The following is a 14,483-nucleotide window of genomic DNA, read 5'->3' as shown; positions in this document are numbered from 1 at the left end:
GGCGTACGGATACGCCGAATTTCGCCTGGCGCGATCATCCAAATCGATATCGATGGATTTAACGTTGTTGTCACTGGCTCGGCGGGGCGGGGTGTTACCGCTGCGGCCACCTACGCCTCGCCGTTGCCCTCCCATGCGCGTGCGCGCGTGGATTCCGGCGCCAGTAGTTCACGGTAACCGTGAGCAATAGTGGCCCCCAGAGCAGGAGCGGGGCGTAGAGGATCAGCACCGGCCAGCCGGGTCGAGGCCGTTCGGCCTCGCCCGCGCCGATAAGCACCGGCCCGCGCGGGACGAAATGGAGCACCGAGTTCAACAGGGCGTACAGGCAGAGCCCGATGAGGAGCATGGCACCGGTAGCGGCGACGATGACCGCTACGCGGGCCGGTACGTCCCGACCGCCGAGCACCGGCACCCACCTCGGCACCCGCTCGCCCCAGGGGTAGACAAGCCCGAGGGTGAGCAACGCCAGGCCCATGGACAGAGCTGACAACAACAGGAGATACCACCCTTCATTCGCGAGACTGATGTCGTCGTCGAACGCCGTCGCGGCTCGCCATACCGCCGAGGGCAACACGCACACCGGTACCACCCACGCCACCCGCACCGCCCAACGGGGCGCCGGAGGTATGGACCGGGCACGGGTGTCGCTACCGGCACCGGTTTTCCGGTGAACGATCTGGATCGGCGTGGCACCCCGGCCACAGTAGGCGCAGCGGCCGCGGCGGCGGAGATGGTAGGCGAGGGTGGCCATGCCGAGCGCGCCGCCCCACACCGGCCAGAAGAACTCTGGGACGAAGAAGCCCCAGTTGTCGGCCTTGAGGGCGATCCGGCCGTCGACCAACCAGCGCAGAGTCATCAACCCGGCCGAGGTGACCAGCAGGGCGACCGCCGTCGCCGGGATGATCGCGGTGCGTGGCCGGACCCGCTTCCCGCGCAGGTACGGGATCCAGCACGGGTACACCTCACCCCACGGTCGTACCAGGCCGATGGTGAGCAGCGCGCCACCGGCACCCATCGTGGCGATCATGGCGCCGGCCAGCCAGATGCCGGGGCTCTCCGCCGCCTCCTTGTGCAGCCCGGCCCGGGACGCCCCGAGCGGGATGTCCAGCGCCCACGCCCAGCGGGTCAACGCGTACCCGATGGGGACGGCCACCGCGACCGCGACCGCCCACCGGCCCCAGCGTGCCGCCGCGATTGCTGTGGTCCAGACGGCGACGGTGTCACCGCGGCCGCAGTTGCCGCAGGCCGCACGGACCCGGCGCCGGTAGGCGAGCACCGTCCCTGCCCAGAACAGACCACCAGCTATGAACAGGATCTGGTTCAGTACGGGCCAGGGCAAGAAGAACCCGAAGAAGTCGCTCCACCGGATCTCCGTCCAGCCCAACGGCGCCCCGACCAGTAGCATCGGCGCCCGCACCACGGCGAGCAGCGGCCGGTAATCGGGAATCACCACGGCCAGCGCGACGGCCGTGGCCCAGCCCGCACCGGCGAGCGCACCCCCAATGAGCCCACGCCGCCGGGTACGGCTGAGCACCGCCGAGACCGCCGCACCACACAGCCCGGCCACGGCAAGCACCGGCCCGGTCGTCTCCGGTTGCGCATGCTCGAGCAGCGAGACCCCCTTGCCGGCGGGGTCGTGCGCGATGCCGAACGGGAAACCAGCACCGCCGCCCCACCAGAACAGCCCGAGTATCGCGTACGCCAGCGACCATGCCGTCGCAGCCCAGCCGATCCAGCCGGGCCAGCCGGCCAACCAAGACCATCGTGCCGACTGCGTGGTCGCCGGAGCCGGATTGTCGTCGAAATCCGTCGGTGTATGTGTCATGCCAACCAGGCTCGGCGCCGGCTGGTGTACTGGACAGATGCCGTCCGGCAGGTGCTGTCCGCCCGCGAGCGGGCCGGATGTGCCATTCGGCATATATGCCGCCCCCCAAACCACGGCATAGGCTCGGAAACCATGGGCGGGCGGGACAGGGTTGGCGTGGTGACAGCCGGCGTGGGCCTGGTGTCGCTGGCTGCCGACGCCGTGGTGCTGGCGTGCGGTGACTTCTACCGGCAGGGCATGACTGTCGCCAGCGTGCTGAGTCTGGTCGAGGTTGTCGTATTGCTGACTTTGACCCTGCTGGCGGTTCGCCGGTCAAGGGCCGGTTTCGCGGTCACGGCCGGAATACTGGCCGGACTGGCGGTGCCGTCGTGGCAGCTACGGTTCGGTCCGCCGACGTGGTCGGGCGTGTCTGTCGGCGGGTACACCACCTGGGCGACGCTCGCGGCACTCGCGGTCGTCGTCGGGTTGTATCTACGCGCCCTTGACGAGCGGCGGACCAAGGCGGTGGCGGCGGCCCGCCGGGCGGGGCGGCTGATGCTGGCCGACGACCTGCACGACTTCGTGGTCCACGACGTCCACGAGATGCTGCTTCAGGCCCAGGCCGGACAGGTCCTTCTCGGCCTCACTCCCGGCGCCGACGGGGCCAGCGGGCCGGATGTCGGCGACGTGCTCCACCGGATCGAGCGGACGGCGCTGCGCGCGTTGGAGACCGTGGACCGCAGCATTCATCTGCTTCACGATGCCGGCTGGCCGACCGGGTCTGATGTGGAAGCTGCGCCGCGGTCACCGCAACCCGCGGTGTGCGACCTACCGGGACTCGTCGACCGGTTCGCCGCCGTCGGCCCGGTTGCGGCGGACCTCGACCTCGAACCCGAACTGGCACCGGCCGCGGGCGCGCCGCCGTTGCCACGCGAAGTCTCCGCCACGGTGTACCGGATCGTGGTGGAGGCACTCACCAACGTGCGCCGGCACGCCGTCGGCGCGACGTACGTGCGGGTCACCGTCGCCCGTGCGCCGGGCGACACCGTCCGGGTCGAGGTCACCGACGACGGCGGGACCCGCGCCGTGGGCCATGGCACCGGGGCGGGGCGCAGCGGTTCGGGGCGTGGCGCGTTCGGGCTGGCCGGCCTGGCCGCGCGGGTCGACGCCCTCGGCGGCAAGCTGACCGCCGGGCCGACCGAGCCGACCGGTTGGCGGGTTACCGCGGTGCTTCCGGTGCGCGCGCCGCGCCCCGCCGGTCCGCTGGGCCTCGCCCCGATCCGGCGGACCCAGTGACGCTGTGACAGACCACCCCATCCGGATCCTGATCGCCGACGACCAGGCGAACATCCGGGTCGCGTACCGCGTCATCCTCGACGCTCAACCGGACATGACCGTCATCGGGGAGGCCGCCGATGGGGAGTCGGCTGTGGAGCAGGCCCACCACCTGCGACCCGACGTGGTGCTCGCCGACATCCGAATGCCCCGTGTGGACGGCCTGGAACTCACTCGCATCCTCGCCGGCCCGCAGGTCACCGATCCGCTCCGGGTTGTCGTCGTGACCTCGTTCGACCTGGACGAGTACGTGTACGCAGCGCTCCGTAACGGGGCGTGCGGGTTCCTGCTCAAGCGGTCCGGGCCGACCTTGCTCGCGGAGGCCGTACGCGCCGCGGTGGCCGGCGACGCCCTCATCAGCCCGCAGGTCACCGTCCGCCTGCTGCGGCACCTAGCCGTGCCGTCGTTGCCGCCCAGATCGCCCGCCGACCACGCTGGCATGGAAGCGCTGACCCCCCGCGAGCTCGAGGTCGCCCGGCTGGTCGCCCGGGGCCGGAGCAACGCCGAGATCGCCGCCGAGCTTTTCATCGCCGCCGGCACCGCGAAGAACCACCTCGCGGCAATCCAGCGCAAGCTCGGCGTCCGCAACCGGGTCGGAATCGCCGCTTGGGCCTGGGACACCGGCAACGCTACCCGATAGCCCGGTCACGCCTTCTGCCCGTCGACGTCGGCCGGATCCAGCGGTTGGATGACCAGGTATCGCGTTCATCCCTCCGCCACGGCTCGGAGGCTACGGAGACGCCGCGCCGGAAGAGGCCGGACCGCCTCAACCGTGAGCTGCCGAGACGGAATCCCCTGGTGAGAGGGGGTCTGTCCGGCTTATCTACTTCCGGTTCCCTGGCCGGGGGCACATCCTGATATTTCGAAAATGTCCTGATCTGCCAAAGTCTGACAGATCGGGACTGTCAGCGCCTGCGCTTCTTACCGTGGCCGCTGTGGCGGCCGCGTGATCCCGGTGCCGGGCTGGGGACAAGGCGCAACCGGTGAGCTCGGGCCCGCATCGGCTCGGCCACCAGCATGCGCAACTCCTTCACACCCTCATCGGCAGGGTGGCCCGAGTTCAGCACCGCCTCGATCATCCCGAGCGCGTCCTTCCCCGCCATCGCGGTGACCTGTTCAACGACCTCTTCGGGACCGCTCAACTTCAGAAGCGCGAGCAGTCCTCCAGCCATCAGCGAAAGCCCGCTCCTCCTCTACCTCCGCCGCCCGGAACCGGACCTCGACCAGCTTGTCGAGTAAGTCGGCGTCGTAGCGCACCCGCCCGGCATCGAGGTCCCGCCGGAACCTGTCCAAAGCTCTGCGGTCAGTCAGATCGACACCGTTGTCGAACGCCGTCTGCGCCCAGAACTTCCCGATGCTCTGCCGGAGCGGGTCGGCCAGCGCCACCGAATACTCCGCCGCGACCCCGGCCACGGCCGCCTCCAGTTCCGCCAAGGCGGCACCGCGCGGATCGCGCAGCCCGGACACGGCGAGGTAACGCAGGAGCTTCAGCAGGCTTTCAGGCGCGGCGTCGAGAACACTCTGATGGCCTACGACGTACAGGGGAATCCACCCCAGCGGAATCGCCGCACCTGATCGGGACCCCAGTAAGCCAGCCGCCCGTCGCGGCTACGGTGGCGCGAGTCCAGAGCCGCCGACAGCACCATCCCGTCGGCGGACATGCCGTGCTCATCCGCCCAGGCGAGGTAGCGACAGATCAGCAGATCTTTGGCCGCTTCGAACTCCGAGCGTAGATGGTCATGTCGGATGTGACCCTCAGTGACCATCCACCGCTCTGGGTCTTGACGGACGGCTGACCCGTGGCGGTGTCGGCCCGGCCGTGACCGCTCCTGGCAGACCGTTCCAGTCAGCGCCTTCCCGCTCGGGCTAGTGCGTCCTCAGCCTGCGCAGCGAGGGCCTCGACAAGATCGGCTGCGGAGGGCAGATCGTTGATGAGATCGACGGCCTCGCCGGCCCACACCGGCAGTGCCGGTATCTCGCCTCGTGCCACGCCATATTGGTAGGCCTGCTTGGCCTGGAGATCGGCGGCGAGTTCGACTTCCCGGCCCCGCCATTGATCAAGGAAGGGGTGGCCGAGGGTGCGGGCGGTGTATTTCGACGGCCACCGGGAGCCTCGGGCGATATCGAGCACGCTGCTGCGCTCGGTGTCCTCCCCGCGTCCCTCGACGATCGCCTTGGCGGTCGAGGGGGCGACCAGGGCCTCGGTCGTGGCCTGAAAGCGGGTGCCGATGAGTGCCCCGGCGGCCCCCAGAGCCAGGACGGCGGCCACGCCGCGGCCATCGGCGATCCCGCCGGCCGCCAGCACCGGCACCGGCGCCGCCAGGTCCACCACGACCGGCACGAACGGCAACGTGGACCGCCCATGCCGAGCGCCATGCCCACCACTTTCGACCCCCTGCGCCACGATGACATCGGCACCCAGGTCCACCGCCCGCCGGGCCTCCTCCAGATCGGTGACCTGAATGATCAGCGCCGCACCCGCCTGGCGGATGCGTTCAGCGAACGGGCTCGGGTCTCCAAAGGACAACATCACCGCCCTGGGGGTGTGCTCTAGCGCACGCTCAACCGCTCCAACATCGATCGCCCAGGTCAGGAAACCGACCCCCCACGGCTTTCCGGTGCCCTCGGCAACGATTGGCAGCTCGCGGGCCAGCCAGTCCCGATGCCCGTTGCCGCTGCCCAGCAACCCGAGCCCTCCACCGCGAGAGACAGCCGCCGCCAGCGCACCGCCGGCCGACCCGCCCATCGGCGCGAGGGCAATCGGGTGCTGCACACCGAACAACTTCGTGAATGCTGTCGACAACGCCATAACCGCAATCATCACCCCTTACCGCGATTGTCTTGCGGTCCCGGCCCAGATGCCGGGCGATCGCCGAGATCAACCAGCCGCGTTTCTGCAGTGCATGCGCTCCGCCCGTCGACGTCCCCCGGATCCAGCGGTTGCATGACGACGTCATTGTGTTCATCCCTCCACCCCGGCTCGGAGGGTACGGAGGCGACGCGTCGGAAGGGGTCGGACGATCTCAACCGTGAGCCGGCGAGGGCGGATTGCCTGGTCAGAGGCAGTCTCTTCGGCTTCCCTTCCTCGGGGTCCCTCGCCGGGGGCACTCTTCGCTCAGGCCGAACAGCCCTCACGTGGGGTTTCTCCGAAGCCGTCCAATGATCTTAGGCAGTCGTAGGTCACTGTCGGCAGCCGTAGGCCGTTGGTCGCGGGATATGCGCGGGATGGCATCGACTGTGTCCGCCCAGGTCACACGTCAGGAGCGACAAGCTCCGGGATAGCCCGAGACCTTGCAGCGCGCCCCTGCGGAATGGCCCCTTCCTGCCAGGCCTGCCGGCCGACCGTCCCCTGAACGAGCAGGCGTAGCCACGAGGGGCTACGACCGTTTGTCACGCTTCCTAGGGACGGGCATGAGCGCGCCATTGCCTCCTGACCTGCTGATAGCCCACCTTGGTAGACGAGACCCCGCGTCGCCTCGCGTAGATCTTGCCATCCCACGTGATCAGGCTTCCGATCGGGAGCCATAAGGGGTGTACTGGTAGGCCAAGGCTGTCACTGGTGGCCACACCATCGGAGGCCGAGGTCGGATTGAAGGAAAATATCACGGCTACGAGAGCGGCGTTCGGCTAACTATGCATCTTGGCCAGTTCGGCATGCTCGTAACTTGCTACGCAGCCTCCGCAGTTCCGCCTGATGACGACCGTCCAGCCAGCTGTTCATCGCCGAGTACCCGATGGCCTCGATCACCATGCCACCGATGAAGGCCGTGATGAACGTGGCCAAGAGAAGAATCACCGTGGCCATGCTTACCTCCTCGTAGTACCGGCGAGAAGTGAGGCGAAATCACCTCACCTCTCTAGTGCGCCACAGAGAGAGCAAATTGTCATCCGTCAAGTTGTAGACGCGCCAGGAACAGAGGACATCCAGTGGACAACAGATGGCCAACAGACATACACGGCTCAAGCGATGCCCACGACATGTACATCATCGACCTCAAGGAGTTGAGAAAAGACTATGGCTGTACACCGGAACGCCTACGCACTCGCACGACTTTACACATGGCACTTTGTAAGCGCCTACAGAACAGGCGAGAGGAGCCCACGGTGGAAGCATGCATCGGTGAACTGAGGGATCTAGTTGAAAGCCTTGGGGATGCAGAAAAGCGCACAGCCTTACTGGCAGCACTAGGTTTGGACGCACGCTTCCGCGGTCGCAACCTTGGGGAGCGTCGGGAAGAGTATCTCGCGACATTCACTTTGCGTGAGCGCCGCGGATTGAAGACCCTGCAGCGATGGGAGGACTGGGCTATTGAAGTGGTAGCGGACTTGGTTCAAGGTGATGCCACTTTTAATAGACTAAGGGATGAGCCCGCCAACGCGACATCCCCGACGACCCCACTGCACCCATTAGGCTCATTGCCCACGGTGAAGCTTGCCTCCGTGAGCTACTTCTCCGATGCAGGGATCCCCGTTCGAGTAGAGTATACGAGATCGGTGATAGCACCGGCGCCCGACAGCAATCCGCTCGTAGTAACTGCGAATATTTACTTGACCGAAAACCGAAAGGGAATAATAACGATTGAGGCAACCTTCGGCTGTCGCATATACCGCCAATACCACACCGGAGATAACTCCATCGTCACAATTTTTGAGATATTCAAGCGACTCAGCCCCGAAGATGGCCTCTATTCATTCGGTTACCGAGTGCTCTTTGACTGCACAGTCATCTCCGATCCGGTTTTATGGCTAGATTCACCCGAGCACACACTCAATCAATACGATGCGAGAATTGTCTTCGGCAGAGATAGATTTCCCTTGAGAGCTTGGTGGTTCGTTAATTCTGTCAATTATGGTCGCATAGAACCGACCCCCTCCGAGGGTAAGCATCTACAGGTGCTTGACGACGGGCACTATCTGTTCAAGACCTTCAACAACCCCGTCCCATATCTCGCCCACGGAATCGCGTGGGTCTGGAACGAAGGTCCCGTCGGGGGCCAGTCGATAGACGACCTCGACCCCAGTGGATAGACACGGGTCATCGAGACGACTCTTCGCCACCTGCCGATACGCCACCGGTTCACCACGCTGGTCACCCGTGACGACGTCGAGCAGGGCAAGCCCGCACCGGACATCCTCCTGCGGGCGGCCGACGTGCTTGGTGTGTCCCCAGCCCGCTGCACGGTATACGAAGACAGCGACGAGGGCATGGCCGCAGCCTGCGCCGCGGGAATGGCCGTCATCGACGTCCGGCCGTTCACCCGCCGACATGGCGGCTCGGGCCCGCGCGGTGTCATTCCCGCCCGCCAACGTGACCTATGGCGGGAATGACTGGACGGCGAGCGGGCGCATGCGGTCGGCGGCCGCGGGTTGAGTGCGCGCGCTCGTCACCGGATGCAACGGGCCATTCGCAACGAGCAGCCCGGCCTTCCGGAGGCTCTCTGTCACCGCCAGCCACAGCGGCATGTCCGCCCATCTGTCCTCCTGCTCCTCACCTTCAGGGGCATACAGCAACAGCATGTACTCCGGCATCGCGCCTCCTCAGGTTTCGCTGCCTCCAGACGGACGTCGTGAGTACGACGCAGCACAGTGCGGGATTTGGACGACTCGGTCGCAAGACCAGCCCGGGGCCTTCTCCCCTGATTATGAACAGGCCGCCATATGGGTGCCGGTCGGTTTCAGTGCGTGGCGGACGTGCGCCGGTACCGCTCGGCTGGCCGGGAGCCGGAGAGGTTGCCGCTCAGGGCTTGCCGCGCGGCCTGGTAGGCATCCCACAGCTCGACGTCGGGCAGCGCCGGGATGGTCACGAACTCGCCGTCGTCGAGCCCTGTGAGTGCGGCGTCGACCATGTCGTCGGCGGTCATCACCCACGCCTGGGGGAGGTTCTCCACCGGATTGCCGGCGATCTCCCAGAAGTCCGTGGCGGTGGCCCCGGGCAGCACCACCTGCACGCGTAGTCCCTTCTCGCCCAGCTCGTGGCGCAGCGACTGGCTCAGCGCGAGCACGTACGCCTTGGATGCACCGTAGACGCCGTTGAGCAACTCGGGGACGACGGCGACGATGGACCCGATGTTGATCATGGTGCCGCCGCCGCGGGACGCCGCGGCGGGTGCGAACGCATAGGTGAGCCTGGTCAGCGCGGTCACGTTGAGGGTGATCATGGATTCCATCGCGTCCACGTCCGAGGCCACGAGTGGGGCCACCGCACCGAACCCGGCGTTGTTCACCAGCACCGAGATGTCCGCCCTCGAACGCAGCACCTGCTCGACGCGGCGCACATCGTCGGCTAGCCCGAGGTCGGCGGTCAGGACCTCCACCGTACGGCCGGTCTGGGCTGTGATCCGCTTGGCCACCGCGTCCAGCCTTTCCCGGTTCCGCGCCACCAGGATCAGGTCGTGGCCGCGCCGGGCCAGTCGATCGGCGTACACCGCGCCGATGCCCGAGGAGGCACCGGTGATCAGGGCGGTTCCCACAGTTGTGCTCATTCTGTCCTCATTCCTTCGCACCTCAGGTTGGTGATGTCGATCGAGACCGGCAACTCGTCGCGGATCGCCGAGCCGGCCCCGTCTCGACATAACCATAAGCGTTTTGCCTATGTCAGACAAGGCGAGCCTCAACATAGGCGACTATGCTTTGGGTATGTCCTATGTGGCCACTGAACGCTTCGGGATGGACTCGGCCCCCGGCGGGCTCGCCCTGGTGCAAGACCTGCTCAACACCATCGGCGTGGGCGGGCCGAGCCACCCGGACCTGCTTCGGGAGGTGCGAACCGCGCAGGAGTGGCTGAACGCTGCGCTGGAGCGGTGGGCGGAGACGACCGCAGCCGACCCGCCGCCGGATAGCACGCTCACGGAGCGGGACCTGCCGCGGCTGCGTGAGCTCCGGGACCGGCTGCGAGCAGGCTTGGACCCCTTGAACCCACAGAGCCCGTTCGAACCCGGCTCGACCCGGGCCGACCCGGAGCCGACCGGCTCGCTACGACTCGCTCTCGCCTCCGACGGCCGCGTCGAGGTGCGCCCGGAAGGACGGGGCGCCCGATGGATCACCTCGGCGCTGCTCGGGGAGATGTACGACGCGCAGCGGAACGACACCTGGCGGCGGCTGAAGATCTGCCGGTACGAGAAGTGCGCCGTGGCCTTCTACGACCGCTCGCGCAACAACAGCGGGGTCTGGCACGACGTGCGCATCTGCGGTAACGCCGTCAATCTGCGGGCCTCCCGGGCCCGCCGGAGGCGGCTGCCGCTCGACGGCGATCCCGCCGACGCGGCCGAGTGAGTGAGCACCACGGGGAATGGCTCGTGAGCAGCGGCGACGCCCCCAAGCTGCTTACCTTCGGCTCCTCACCGACCTTGCTCATCCGGAAGGACGCAGCCGTATGGTGCGCAGCGGACATCCCCGGCCTGGAGCTCGAGCAATCGGTCAACAGTTTCGGACGCGCCACCCACCGCAAAAATGTTCAATTCGGCTAATCCCTGCGTGAACTGCCGAAACGCGATCAGGCCGACTCATAGCCACAGATTCGCTCGCATGGAGTCGGCACATGCGGGGAAGGTCTCCACAATCCCTCGGGAGTGACACGGTTTGGTAACAAATATGCCGGTCACTTCAGTCGTGTACCGGGGCGAAGCCCTCCCGTACGACGCCGCCGGTTCGGCGGAGACCATCGAATCGAACGATATGGAGGAACGGCGATGCCGACCAACCCCCACCGCCCGAAGAGAGGACTGCCGTCCGGACCGGGCGGGCCACGCCGGCGCATCTCCCAACCCATGATCCTCGCAACCGCCTTCGTGCTGACCGCGTCGGGCGGCATCGGAGCGGCGGCGGCCTCGGCTGCCACGCCCGTCACCCCGCCGGCCGAGACTCCCGTGCCAACGCTGACGGCCACTGAGACGATCACGGGGACGCCGACGGCTACCCCGACCGAGACCGTCACCGAGCCTCCTGCGGTGACGCCCACCCTCGCTCCCACGCCCATTGCGGTGCCCCTGGTGGGCCCGTTTCTCGGCGCGCTGCACGGCGAGGTGGTCGTGCCGACCAAGGACCGGTGCGGCACCATCACGGTGTTCACCCAGACCGGGCAGGCCATCGCCGTAGCGGAGGACTCGATCACAGTCCGAAGCCAGGACGGCTTCGAGCGGTCGTACGCGATCGGCGACTCCACGCGGGTGTTCACGGCCCGCCGCGGGGGCGAGGTCCATCAGGACGCCTGGGTCTCGGTGATCGCGGCCGTCCAGCCCGGCACGCCCGCCCCCGCCCCGGAGGGCCCGGCTCCGATTCCGCCCGGCACGCCGACGCTGCCCGAAAGCACGCCCACGCCTCCCGAAGGCACCTCCACGCCTCCTGAAGGCACCCCCACTCCTCCTCCGGGCCAGACCTCGACGACCCCCACTCCGGACGGGGCGACCCCGACATCTCCGGCATCCCCGAGCGAGACGGACTCCATCCCCCCGCAGACCGAGACGACGCCCGCCGCCCCTCAGGGGGAGACGGCGACGGCCGCCTACGTCTTCGACCTCTCACGGCCGAGCAAGAGGCTGTGGTACCTCAGCAAGAGCTCTGCCTACTCCCCCCACTGGCGCTTCGGCAAGCTCTCCTGGCGCGCCCCCAAGCCCTGTCCGACGCCAACGGTCATCCCCACCGAGCCGCCGACCACGACACCCAGCCCGAGCGTGACCCCCACATCGACGGCGACCTCCACGGAGACCGTGACTCCCACCCCTGAGCCGACGCTCACGGACAACCCGACCCCGACTCCCACTTCCTGATCACCCGTAGGCCGGCCCTCCCCTGCTCGGGAGGGCCGGCCTCCACTGCCACTGTGTCGGTACGGCACGACCGCGGCGATCACGGCCAGCGGGGTCACCGAAGCGGTTGTCGTCCGTCGAATTCGATATCCACCCGGGAGCGAGGCTTCATCGCTCAGCCCCTCCCCTGCTCGGGAGGGCCGGCCTCCACTGCCACCGATTCGTGGTTAGGGAACGTCTGGCCCCTTGGCGTAACGTTCGGTCAGTTCCAGGCCGATCCTGGCGAGCTCGGCGCGTACCGACTCCGGCTCCACCACCTCGACCATCGCGCCCCACCCAGCCAGTTGCTCGGCGATCGACCGTGCCATGTGCGCCGCCACGCGCGCTCGGACCCGCCCCTCGTCCTGCGCGATGACCTCGCAATGCCGTCCGAAATGCGAGCGGAGCACCGGGAGGAACCGGGCGTCGATCAGCACAACGGCCGAGACGAGCGAGCGCCGCTGCTCCATCTGCGCTACCACACGCGCCCACTCCGCCGAGAGGTCGAAGTCGTCAGGTCGCTCCACGGGGAGATCCGTGACCTCCGCGGATGCGACGCGGTCGATACGGAAGGTCCGCTGACCGGCTTCGGTGCCCGCGACGAGATACCAGATCCCGTCCTTGTCGACCAGGCCCAGGGGATCGACCAGGCGCTCCGTCGCTTGCCCGCCCTTGCCGGTGTACGCCAGCCGTACCTTGAGCCTGCGTACGACGGCGTTCCGCAGGGACTGCGTGAGGGCGGGCAGCTCACGGTCCGGCTCGCCCCAATCCGCCGAGTCGGACACGATGGCCCGGGCCGCGGCCTCGGCGTCGGAGCGGAACGTGGCGGGCAGGGCGCGGATGAGCTTGCGCAGGGCGGAGGTCAGCTCCGGCTCAGCTGTGCCGGCCCGGCCGAGGAGCAGGAAAAGGGCCTGGGACTCGGCCGCGTTCAACCCGCTGAGATCTGTGCGGGCGCCACCGACGAGCGACCATCCGCCGCCGCGCCCCGGCTGCGGATAGACCGGAATTCCGGCGGCGGACAGGGCCTCCAGATCGCGGCGGGCAGTCGCCACGGAGATCTCCAGCTCCTCGGCCAGCTCGGAAGCGGTCACCCGGCCACGCGCTTGGAGCAGCAGGAGAGCGGCTACGAGACGGTCGGCGCGCATGTCCTCATCCTCGCAGGCAAAGTGCTCAGTTGATGAGCACTTTAGGCGCGAGGATGGTCACATAACCGCGAGAGAGGAACCGGACATGCTGCGAGGACTCACCACCGTCACCTTCTACACTCCCGACCTCGAGGCGACCAAGCGCTGGTACACCGAGTTGCTCGGGATCCCGCCCTACATGGACACCCCGGCGTACGTGGAGTGGCGCATCGGCGACTACCAGCACGAGCTCGGCTTCGTCCACAGTTCCTACGCCGGGAGCGAGCTGGCCAGGACCGCCGATCCCGGCACGATCGGCAGGCCGGCGGGCGCCGTGGTCTTCTGGCACGTCGACGACGTTCCCGCAGCCCTGGAGAGGCTTGTGGCGATGGGCGCGAAGGAGCACGACTCGCCGCGCGACCGGGGCGCCGGCTTCATCACCGCCTCCGTGGTCGACCCCTGGGGCAACGTCCTGGGCCTGATGTACAACCCGCACTACCTCGAGATCCTGCGCTCACTGAACGAGGAGTCGTGAATATCTTCACCGACGTGGCGGTACCGGCGGCCGAACCACCACAGCTCGGCGACGGAGGTGCGGTGGCGCCGGCGAGGAGGCATGACGGACCGGATGCGGTCGGCCGGACTGGCTGAGGTCGAGCGCGCCTGCCATCAGGCGACAGTGGAGGGGGATTCCGACTCGCGCCGCTTCAGTTGCTCGGCGACGTTCTCCAGTAGTTCGTCGGAGAATTCCGGGTCGTTCACGGCCCGCGCCATGAGCATGGCACCGACCAGGGCGCTGAGGGTGAGCATCGCCTCAGCTCGGCCTTTCGCGGGATCGTCGTCAAGGTCGGCGATCAGGTCGAGGTAGCTACGCACCTGCTTCTCGTAGGCCTGCCTGAAGCTTTGATCCCCGCGCGCGGCGGCGGCGCCGAGCGTTACGAGCGCGCAGCCGGTATCCGGCGAGTCACGGTGCCGCTTTCCGAGGTATGCCTCGATGAGGCCGGTCCCGGGCTCTTCCTTGTTCTTCCGCGCGCTCCTTTCCATCTTCGCCTCGCCCTCGGCCAGGGCCAGGGCCGCCGCCTGCCCGATGAGGTCGTCACGAGAGGCGAAGTGCTTGTAGAAGCCGCCGTGCGTCAGCCCCGCTTCCTTCATGATGTCGGCGATGGAGGGGCGACTCACGCCCTCTGCGCGGACCTTGCGGGCCGTGATGCCCAGCACGCGCTCGCGCGACGCCGCCTTCTCGGCCTGCGAATAACCCATTCTGCTCAGTCTCCGATCCGACAGGGCGGCCTGATGTGCCGCTGAGCAATCTAGATGATTGTTATCATACACAATTCCTCCGATCCAGCCTGTGAACTGCACGGACTTGACAGAGAGGACGGCGGGAGAGTAATCCTCAGTCTGGATGATGTAAGACATCCACATCGGATGGAGGAC

Annotated in this window: 17 protein-coding genes; 8 read left to right on the top strand and 9 right to left on the bottom strand. The window is 67.6% G+C overall.

Annotation, left to right across the window (positions count from 1 at the left end; translation table 11 throughout):
- Positions 1 to 94 precede the first annotated feature (94 nt).
- Complete coding sequence (locus N5079_RS14815; protein ID WP_261584330.1) at positions 95 to 1,825, bottom strand: hypothetical protein; 1,731 nt, start codon at positions 1,823 to 1,825, stop codon at positions 95 to 97.
- Between the two features lie 159 nt (positions 1,826 to 1,984).
- Between N5079_RS14815 and N5079_RS14810 the strand changes: the two genes are divergently transcribed.
- Both N5079_RS14810 and N5079_RS14805 read left to right on the top strand, forming a co-directional pair.
- Positions 1,985 to 3,100, top strand: a complete 1,116-nt coding sequence (locus N5079_RS14810) for a sensor histidine kinase (protein ID WP_261584329.1) — start codon at positions 1,985 to 1,987, stop codon at positions 3,098 to 3,100.
- 4 nt (positions 3,101 to 3,104) lie between these two features.
- Positions 3,105 to 3,779 carry a response regulator gene (locus tag N5079_RS14805; RefSeq protein WP_261584328.1) on the top strand — a complete coding sequence of 225 codons (675 nt, stop codon included), beginning with the start codon at positions 3,105 to 3,107 and terminating at the stop codon, positions 3,777 to 3,779.
- 265 nt (positions 3,780 to 4,044) lie between these two features.
- Here N5079_RS14805 and N5079_RS14800 read toward each other — a convergent pair whose 3' ends face one another.
- The 4 genes from N5079_RS14800 to N5079_RS14785 form a co-directional block, all read right to left on the bottom strand.
- Positions 4,045 to 4,242 (bottom strand): hypothetical protein, encoded by a 198-nt coding sequence (locus N5079_RS14800; protein ID WP_261584327.1) that lies wholly within the window; start codon positions 4,240 to 4,242, stop codon positions 4,045 to 4,047.
- Between the two features lie 13 nt (positions 4,243 to 4,255).
- Positions 4,256 to 4,573 carry a hypothetical protein gene (locus N5079_RS14795; protein ID WP_261584326.1) on the bottom strand — a complete coding sequence of 106 codons (318 nt, stop codon included), beginning with the start codon at positions 4,571 to 4,573 and terminating at the stop codon, positions 4,256 to 4,258.
- 412 nt (positions 4,574 to 4,985) lie between these two features.
- The gene (locus tag N5079_RS14790; RefSeq protein WP_261584325.1) at positions 4,986 to 5,948 is read right to left on the bottom strand and encodes an NAD(P)H-dependent flavin oxidoreductase; all 963 of its coding nucleotides are present in this window, start codon (positions 5,946 to 5,948) and stop codon (positions 4,986 to 4,988) included.
- An 822-nt stretch (positions 5,949 to 6,770) separates the two neighbouring features.
- A complete protein-coding gene (locus N5079_RS14785; RefSeq protein ID WP_261584324.1) occupies positions 6,771 to 6,944 on the bottom strand; it encodes a hypothetical protein in 174 nt (57 codons plus the stop codon).
- A gap of 122 nt (positions 6,945 to 7,066) precedes the next feature.
- Between N5079_RS14785 and N5079_RS14780 the strand changes: the two genes are divergently transcribed.
- Entirely contained in the window at positions 7,067 to 8,167 is a 1,101-nt protein-coding gene (locus N5079_RS14780; protein WP_261584323.1) for a hypothetical protein, read from the top strand.
- A 9-nt stretch (positions 8,168 to 8,176) separates the two neighbouring features.
- Complete coding sequence (locus N5079_RS14775) at positions 8,177 to 8,467, top strand: HAD-IA family hydrolase (protein ID WP_261584515.1); 291 nt, start codon at positions 8,177 to 8,179, stop codon at positions 8,465 to 8,467.
- Here N5079_RS14775 and N5079_RS14770 read toward each other — a convergent pair.
- A complete protein-coding gene (locus N5079_RS14770) occupies positions 8,453 to 8,668 on the bottom strand; it encodes a hypothetical protein (protein WP_261584322.1) in 216 nt (71 codons plus the stop codon). The two genes, N5079_RS14775 and N5079_RS14770, sit on opposite strands and share 15 nt — an antisense overlap.
- A 146-nt stretch (positions 8,669 to 8,814) precedes the next feature.
- The gene (locus tag N5079_RS14765) at positions 8,815 to 9,621 is read right to left on the bottom strand and encodes an SDR family NAD(P)-dependent oxidoreductase (protein WP_261584321.1); all 807 of its coding nucleotides are present in this window, start codon (positions 9,619 to 9,621) and stop codon (positions 8,815 to 8,817) included.
- Positions 9,622 to 9,775: 154 nt separating this feature from the next.
- Here N5079_RS14765 and N5079_RS14760 point away from each other — a divergent pair, with 154 nt between their 5' ends.
- The 3 genes from N5079_RS14760 to N5079_RS14750 all read left to right on the top strand — a co-directional run bounded on the left by N5079_RS14760 (position 9,776) and on the right by N5079_RS14750 (position 11,904).
- A complete protein-coding gene (locus tag N5079_RS14760; RefSeq protein ID WP_261584320.1) occupies positions 9,776 to 10,411 on the top strand; it encodes a CGNR zinc finger domain-containing protein in 636 nt (211 codons plus the stop codon).
- 23 nt (positions 10,412 to 10,434) lie between these two features.
- Positions 10,435 to 10,605: a hypothetical protein gene (locus N5079_RS14755; protein WP_261584319.1), complete on the top strand. Its 171-nt coding sequence runs from the start codon at positions 10,435 to 10,437 to the stop codon at positions 10,603 to 10,605.
- Between the two features lie 300 nt (positions 10,606 to 10,905).
- A complete protein-coding gene (locus N5079_RS14750; RefSeq protein ID WP_261584318.1) occupies positions 10,906 to 11,904 on the top strand; it encodes a hypothetical protein in 999 nt (332 codons plus the stop codon).
- Between the two features lie 206 nt (positions 11,905 to 12,110).
- Here the strand turns inward: N5079_RS14750 and N5079_RS14745 are convergent, their stop codons facing one another.
- On the bottom strand, positions 12,111 to 13,067 hold the full coding sequence (locus N5079_RS14745) for a helix-turn-helix transcriptional regulator (protein ID WP_261584317.1): 957 nt from the start codon (positions 13,065 to 13,067) through the stop codon (positions 12,111 to 12,113).
- 85 nt (positions 13,068 to 13,152) lie between these two features.
- Here N5079_RS14745 and N5079_RS14740 point away from each other — a divergent pair, with 85 nt between their 5' ends.
- Positions 13,153 to 13,581, top strand: coding sequence for a VOC family protein (locus N5079_RS14740; RefSeq protein ID WP_261584315.1), 429 nt, complete (start codon positions 13,153 to 13,155; stop codon positions 13,579 to 13,581).
- A gap of 134 nt (positions 13,582 to 13,715) precedes the next feature.
- On the opposite strand, the gene N5079_RS14735 is transcribed toward N5079_RS14740, so the two are convergent.
- Positions 13,716 to 14,465 (bottom strand): TetR/AcrR family transcriptional regulator, encoded by a 750-nt coding sequence (locus N5079_RS14735; RefSeq protein ID WP_261584314.1) that lies wholly within the window; start codon positions 14,463 to 14,465, stop codon positions 13,716 to 13,718.
- Between the last annotated feature and the right edge of the window lie 18 nt (positions 14,466 to 14,483).

It is taken from the genome of Planotetraspora sp. A-T 1434, from assembly GCF_025420585.1.
In the GTDB taxonomy this organism is placed as follows: Bacteria; Actinomycetota; Actinomycetes; order Streptosporangiales; family Streptosporangiaceae; genus JAOEGB01.
The sequence above is the reverse complement of the archived record's forward strand: the minus strand, read 5'-3'. Positions and strand labels throughout refer to the sequence as shown.

Bases quoted from the DNA above. Each gene is read 5' to 3' on its own strand.
- N5079_RS14815 (WP_261584330.1), bottom strand. From the start codon at position 1,825: ATGACACATACACCGACGGATTTCGACGACAATCCGGCTCCGGCGACC.
- N5079_RS14800 (WP_261584327.1), bottom strand. From the start codon at position 4,242: ATGGCGGGGAAGGACGCGCTCGGGATGATCGAGGCGGTGCTGAACTCG.
- N5079_RS14790 (WP_261584325.1), bottom strand. From the start codon at position 5,948: ATGGCGTTGTCGACAGCATTCACGAAGTTGTTCGGTGTGCAGCACCCG.
- N5079_RS14785 (WP_261584324.1), bottom strand. From the start codon at position 6,944: ATGGCCACGGTGATTCTTCTCTTGGCCACGTTCATCACGGCCTTCATC.
- N5079_RS14770 (WP_261584322.1), bottom strand. From the start codon at position 8,668: ATGCCGGAGTACATGCTGTTGCTGTATGCCCCTGAAGGTGAGGAGCAG.
- N5079_RS14765 (WP_261584321.1), bottom strand. From the start codon at position 9,621: ATGAGCACAACTGTGGGAACCGCCCTGATCACCGGTGCCTCCTCGGGC.
- N5079_RS14760 (WP_261584320.1), top strand. From the start codon at position 9,776: ATGTCCTATGTGGCCACTGAACGCTTCGGGATGGACTCGGCCCCCGGC.
- N5079_RS14750 (WP_261584318.1), top strand. From the start codon at position 10,906: ATGATCCTCGCAACCGCCTTCGTGCTGACCGCGTCGGGCGGCATCGGA.
- N5079_RS14745 (WP_261584317.1), bottom strand. From the start codon at position 13,067: ATGCGCGCCGACCGTCTCGTAGCCGCTCTCCTGCTGCTCCAAGCGCGT.
- N5079_RS14740 (WP_261584315.1), top strand. From the start codon at position 13,153: ATGCTGCGAGGACTCACCACCGTCACCTTCTACACTCCCGACCTCGAG.
- N5079_RS14735 (WP_261584314.1), bottom strand. From the start codon at position 14,465: ATGTCTTACATCATCCAGACTGAGGATTACTCTCCCGCCGTCCTCTCT.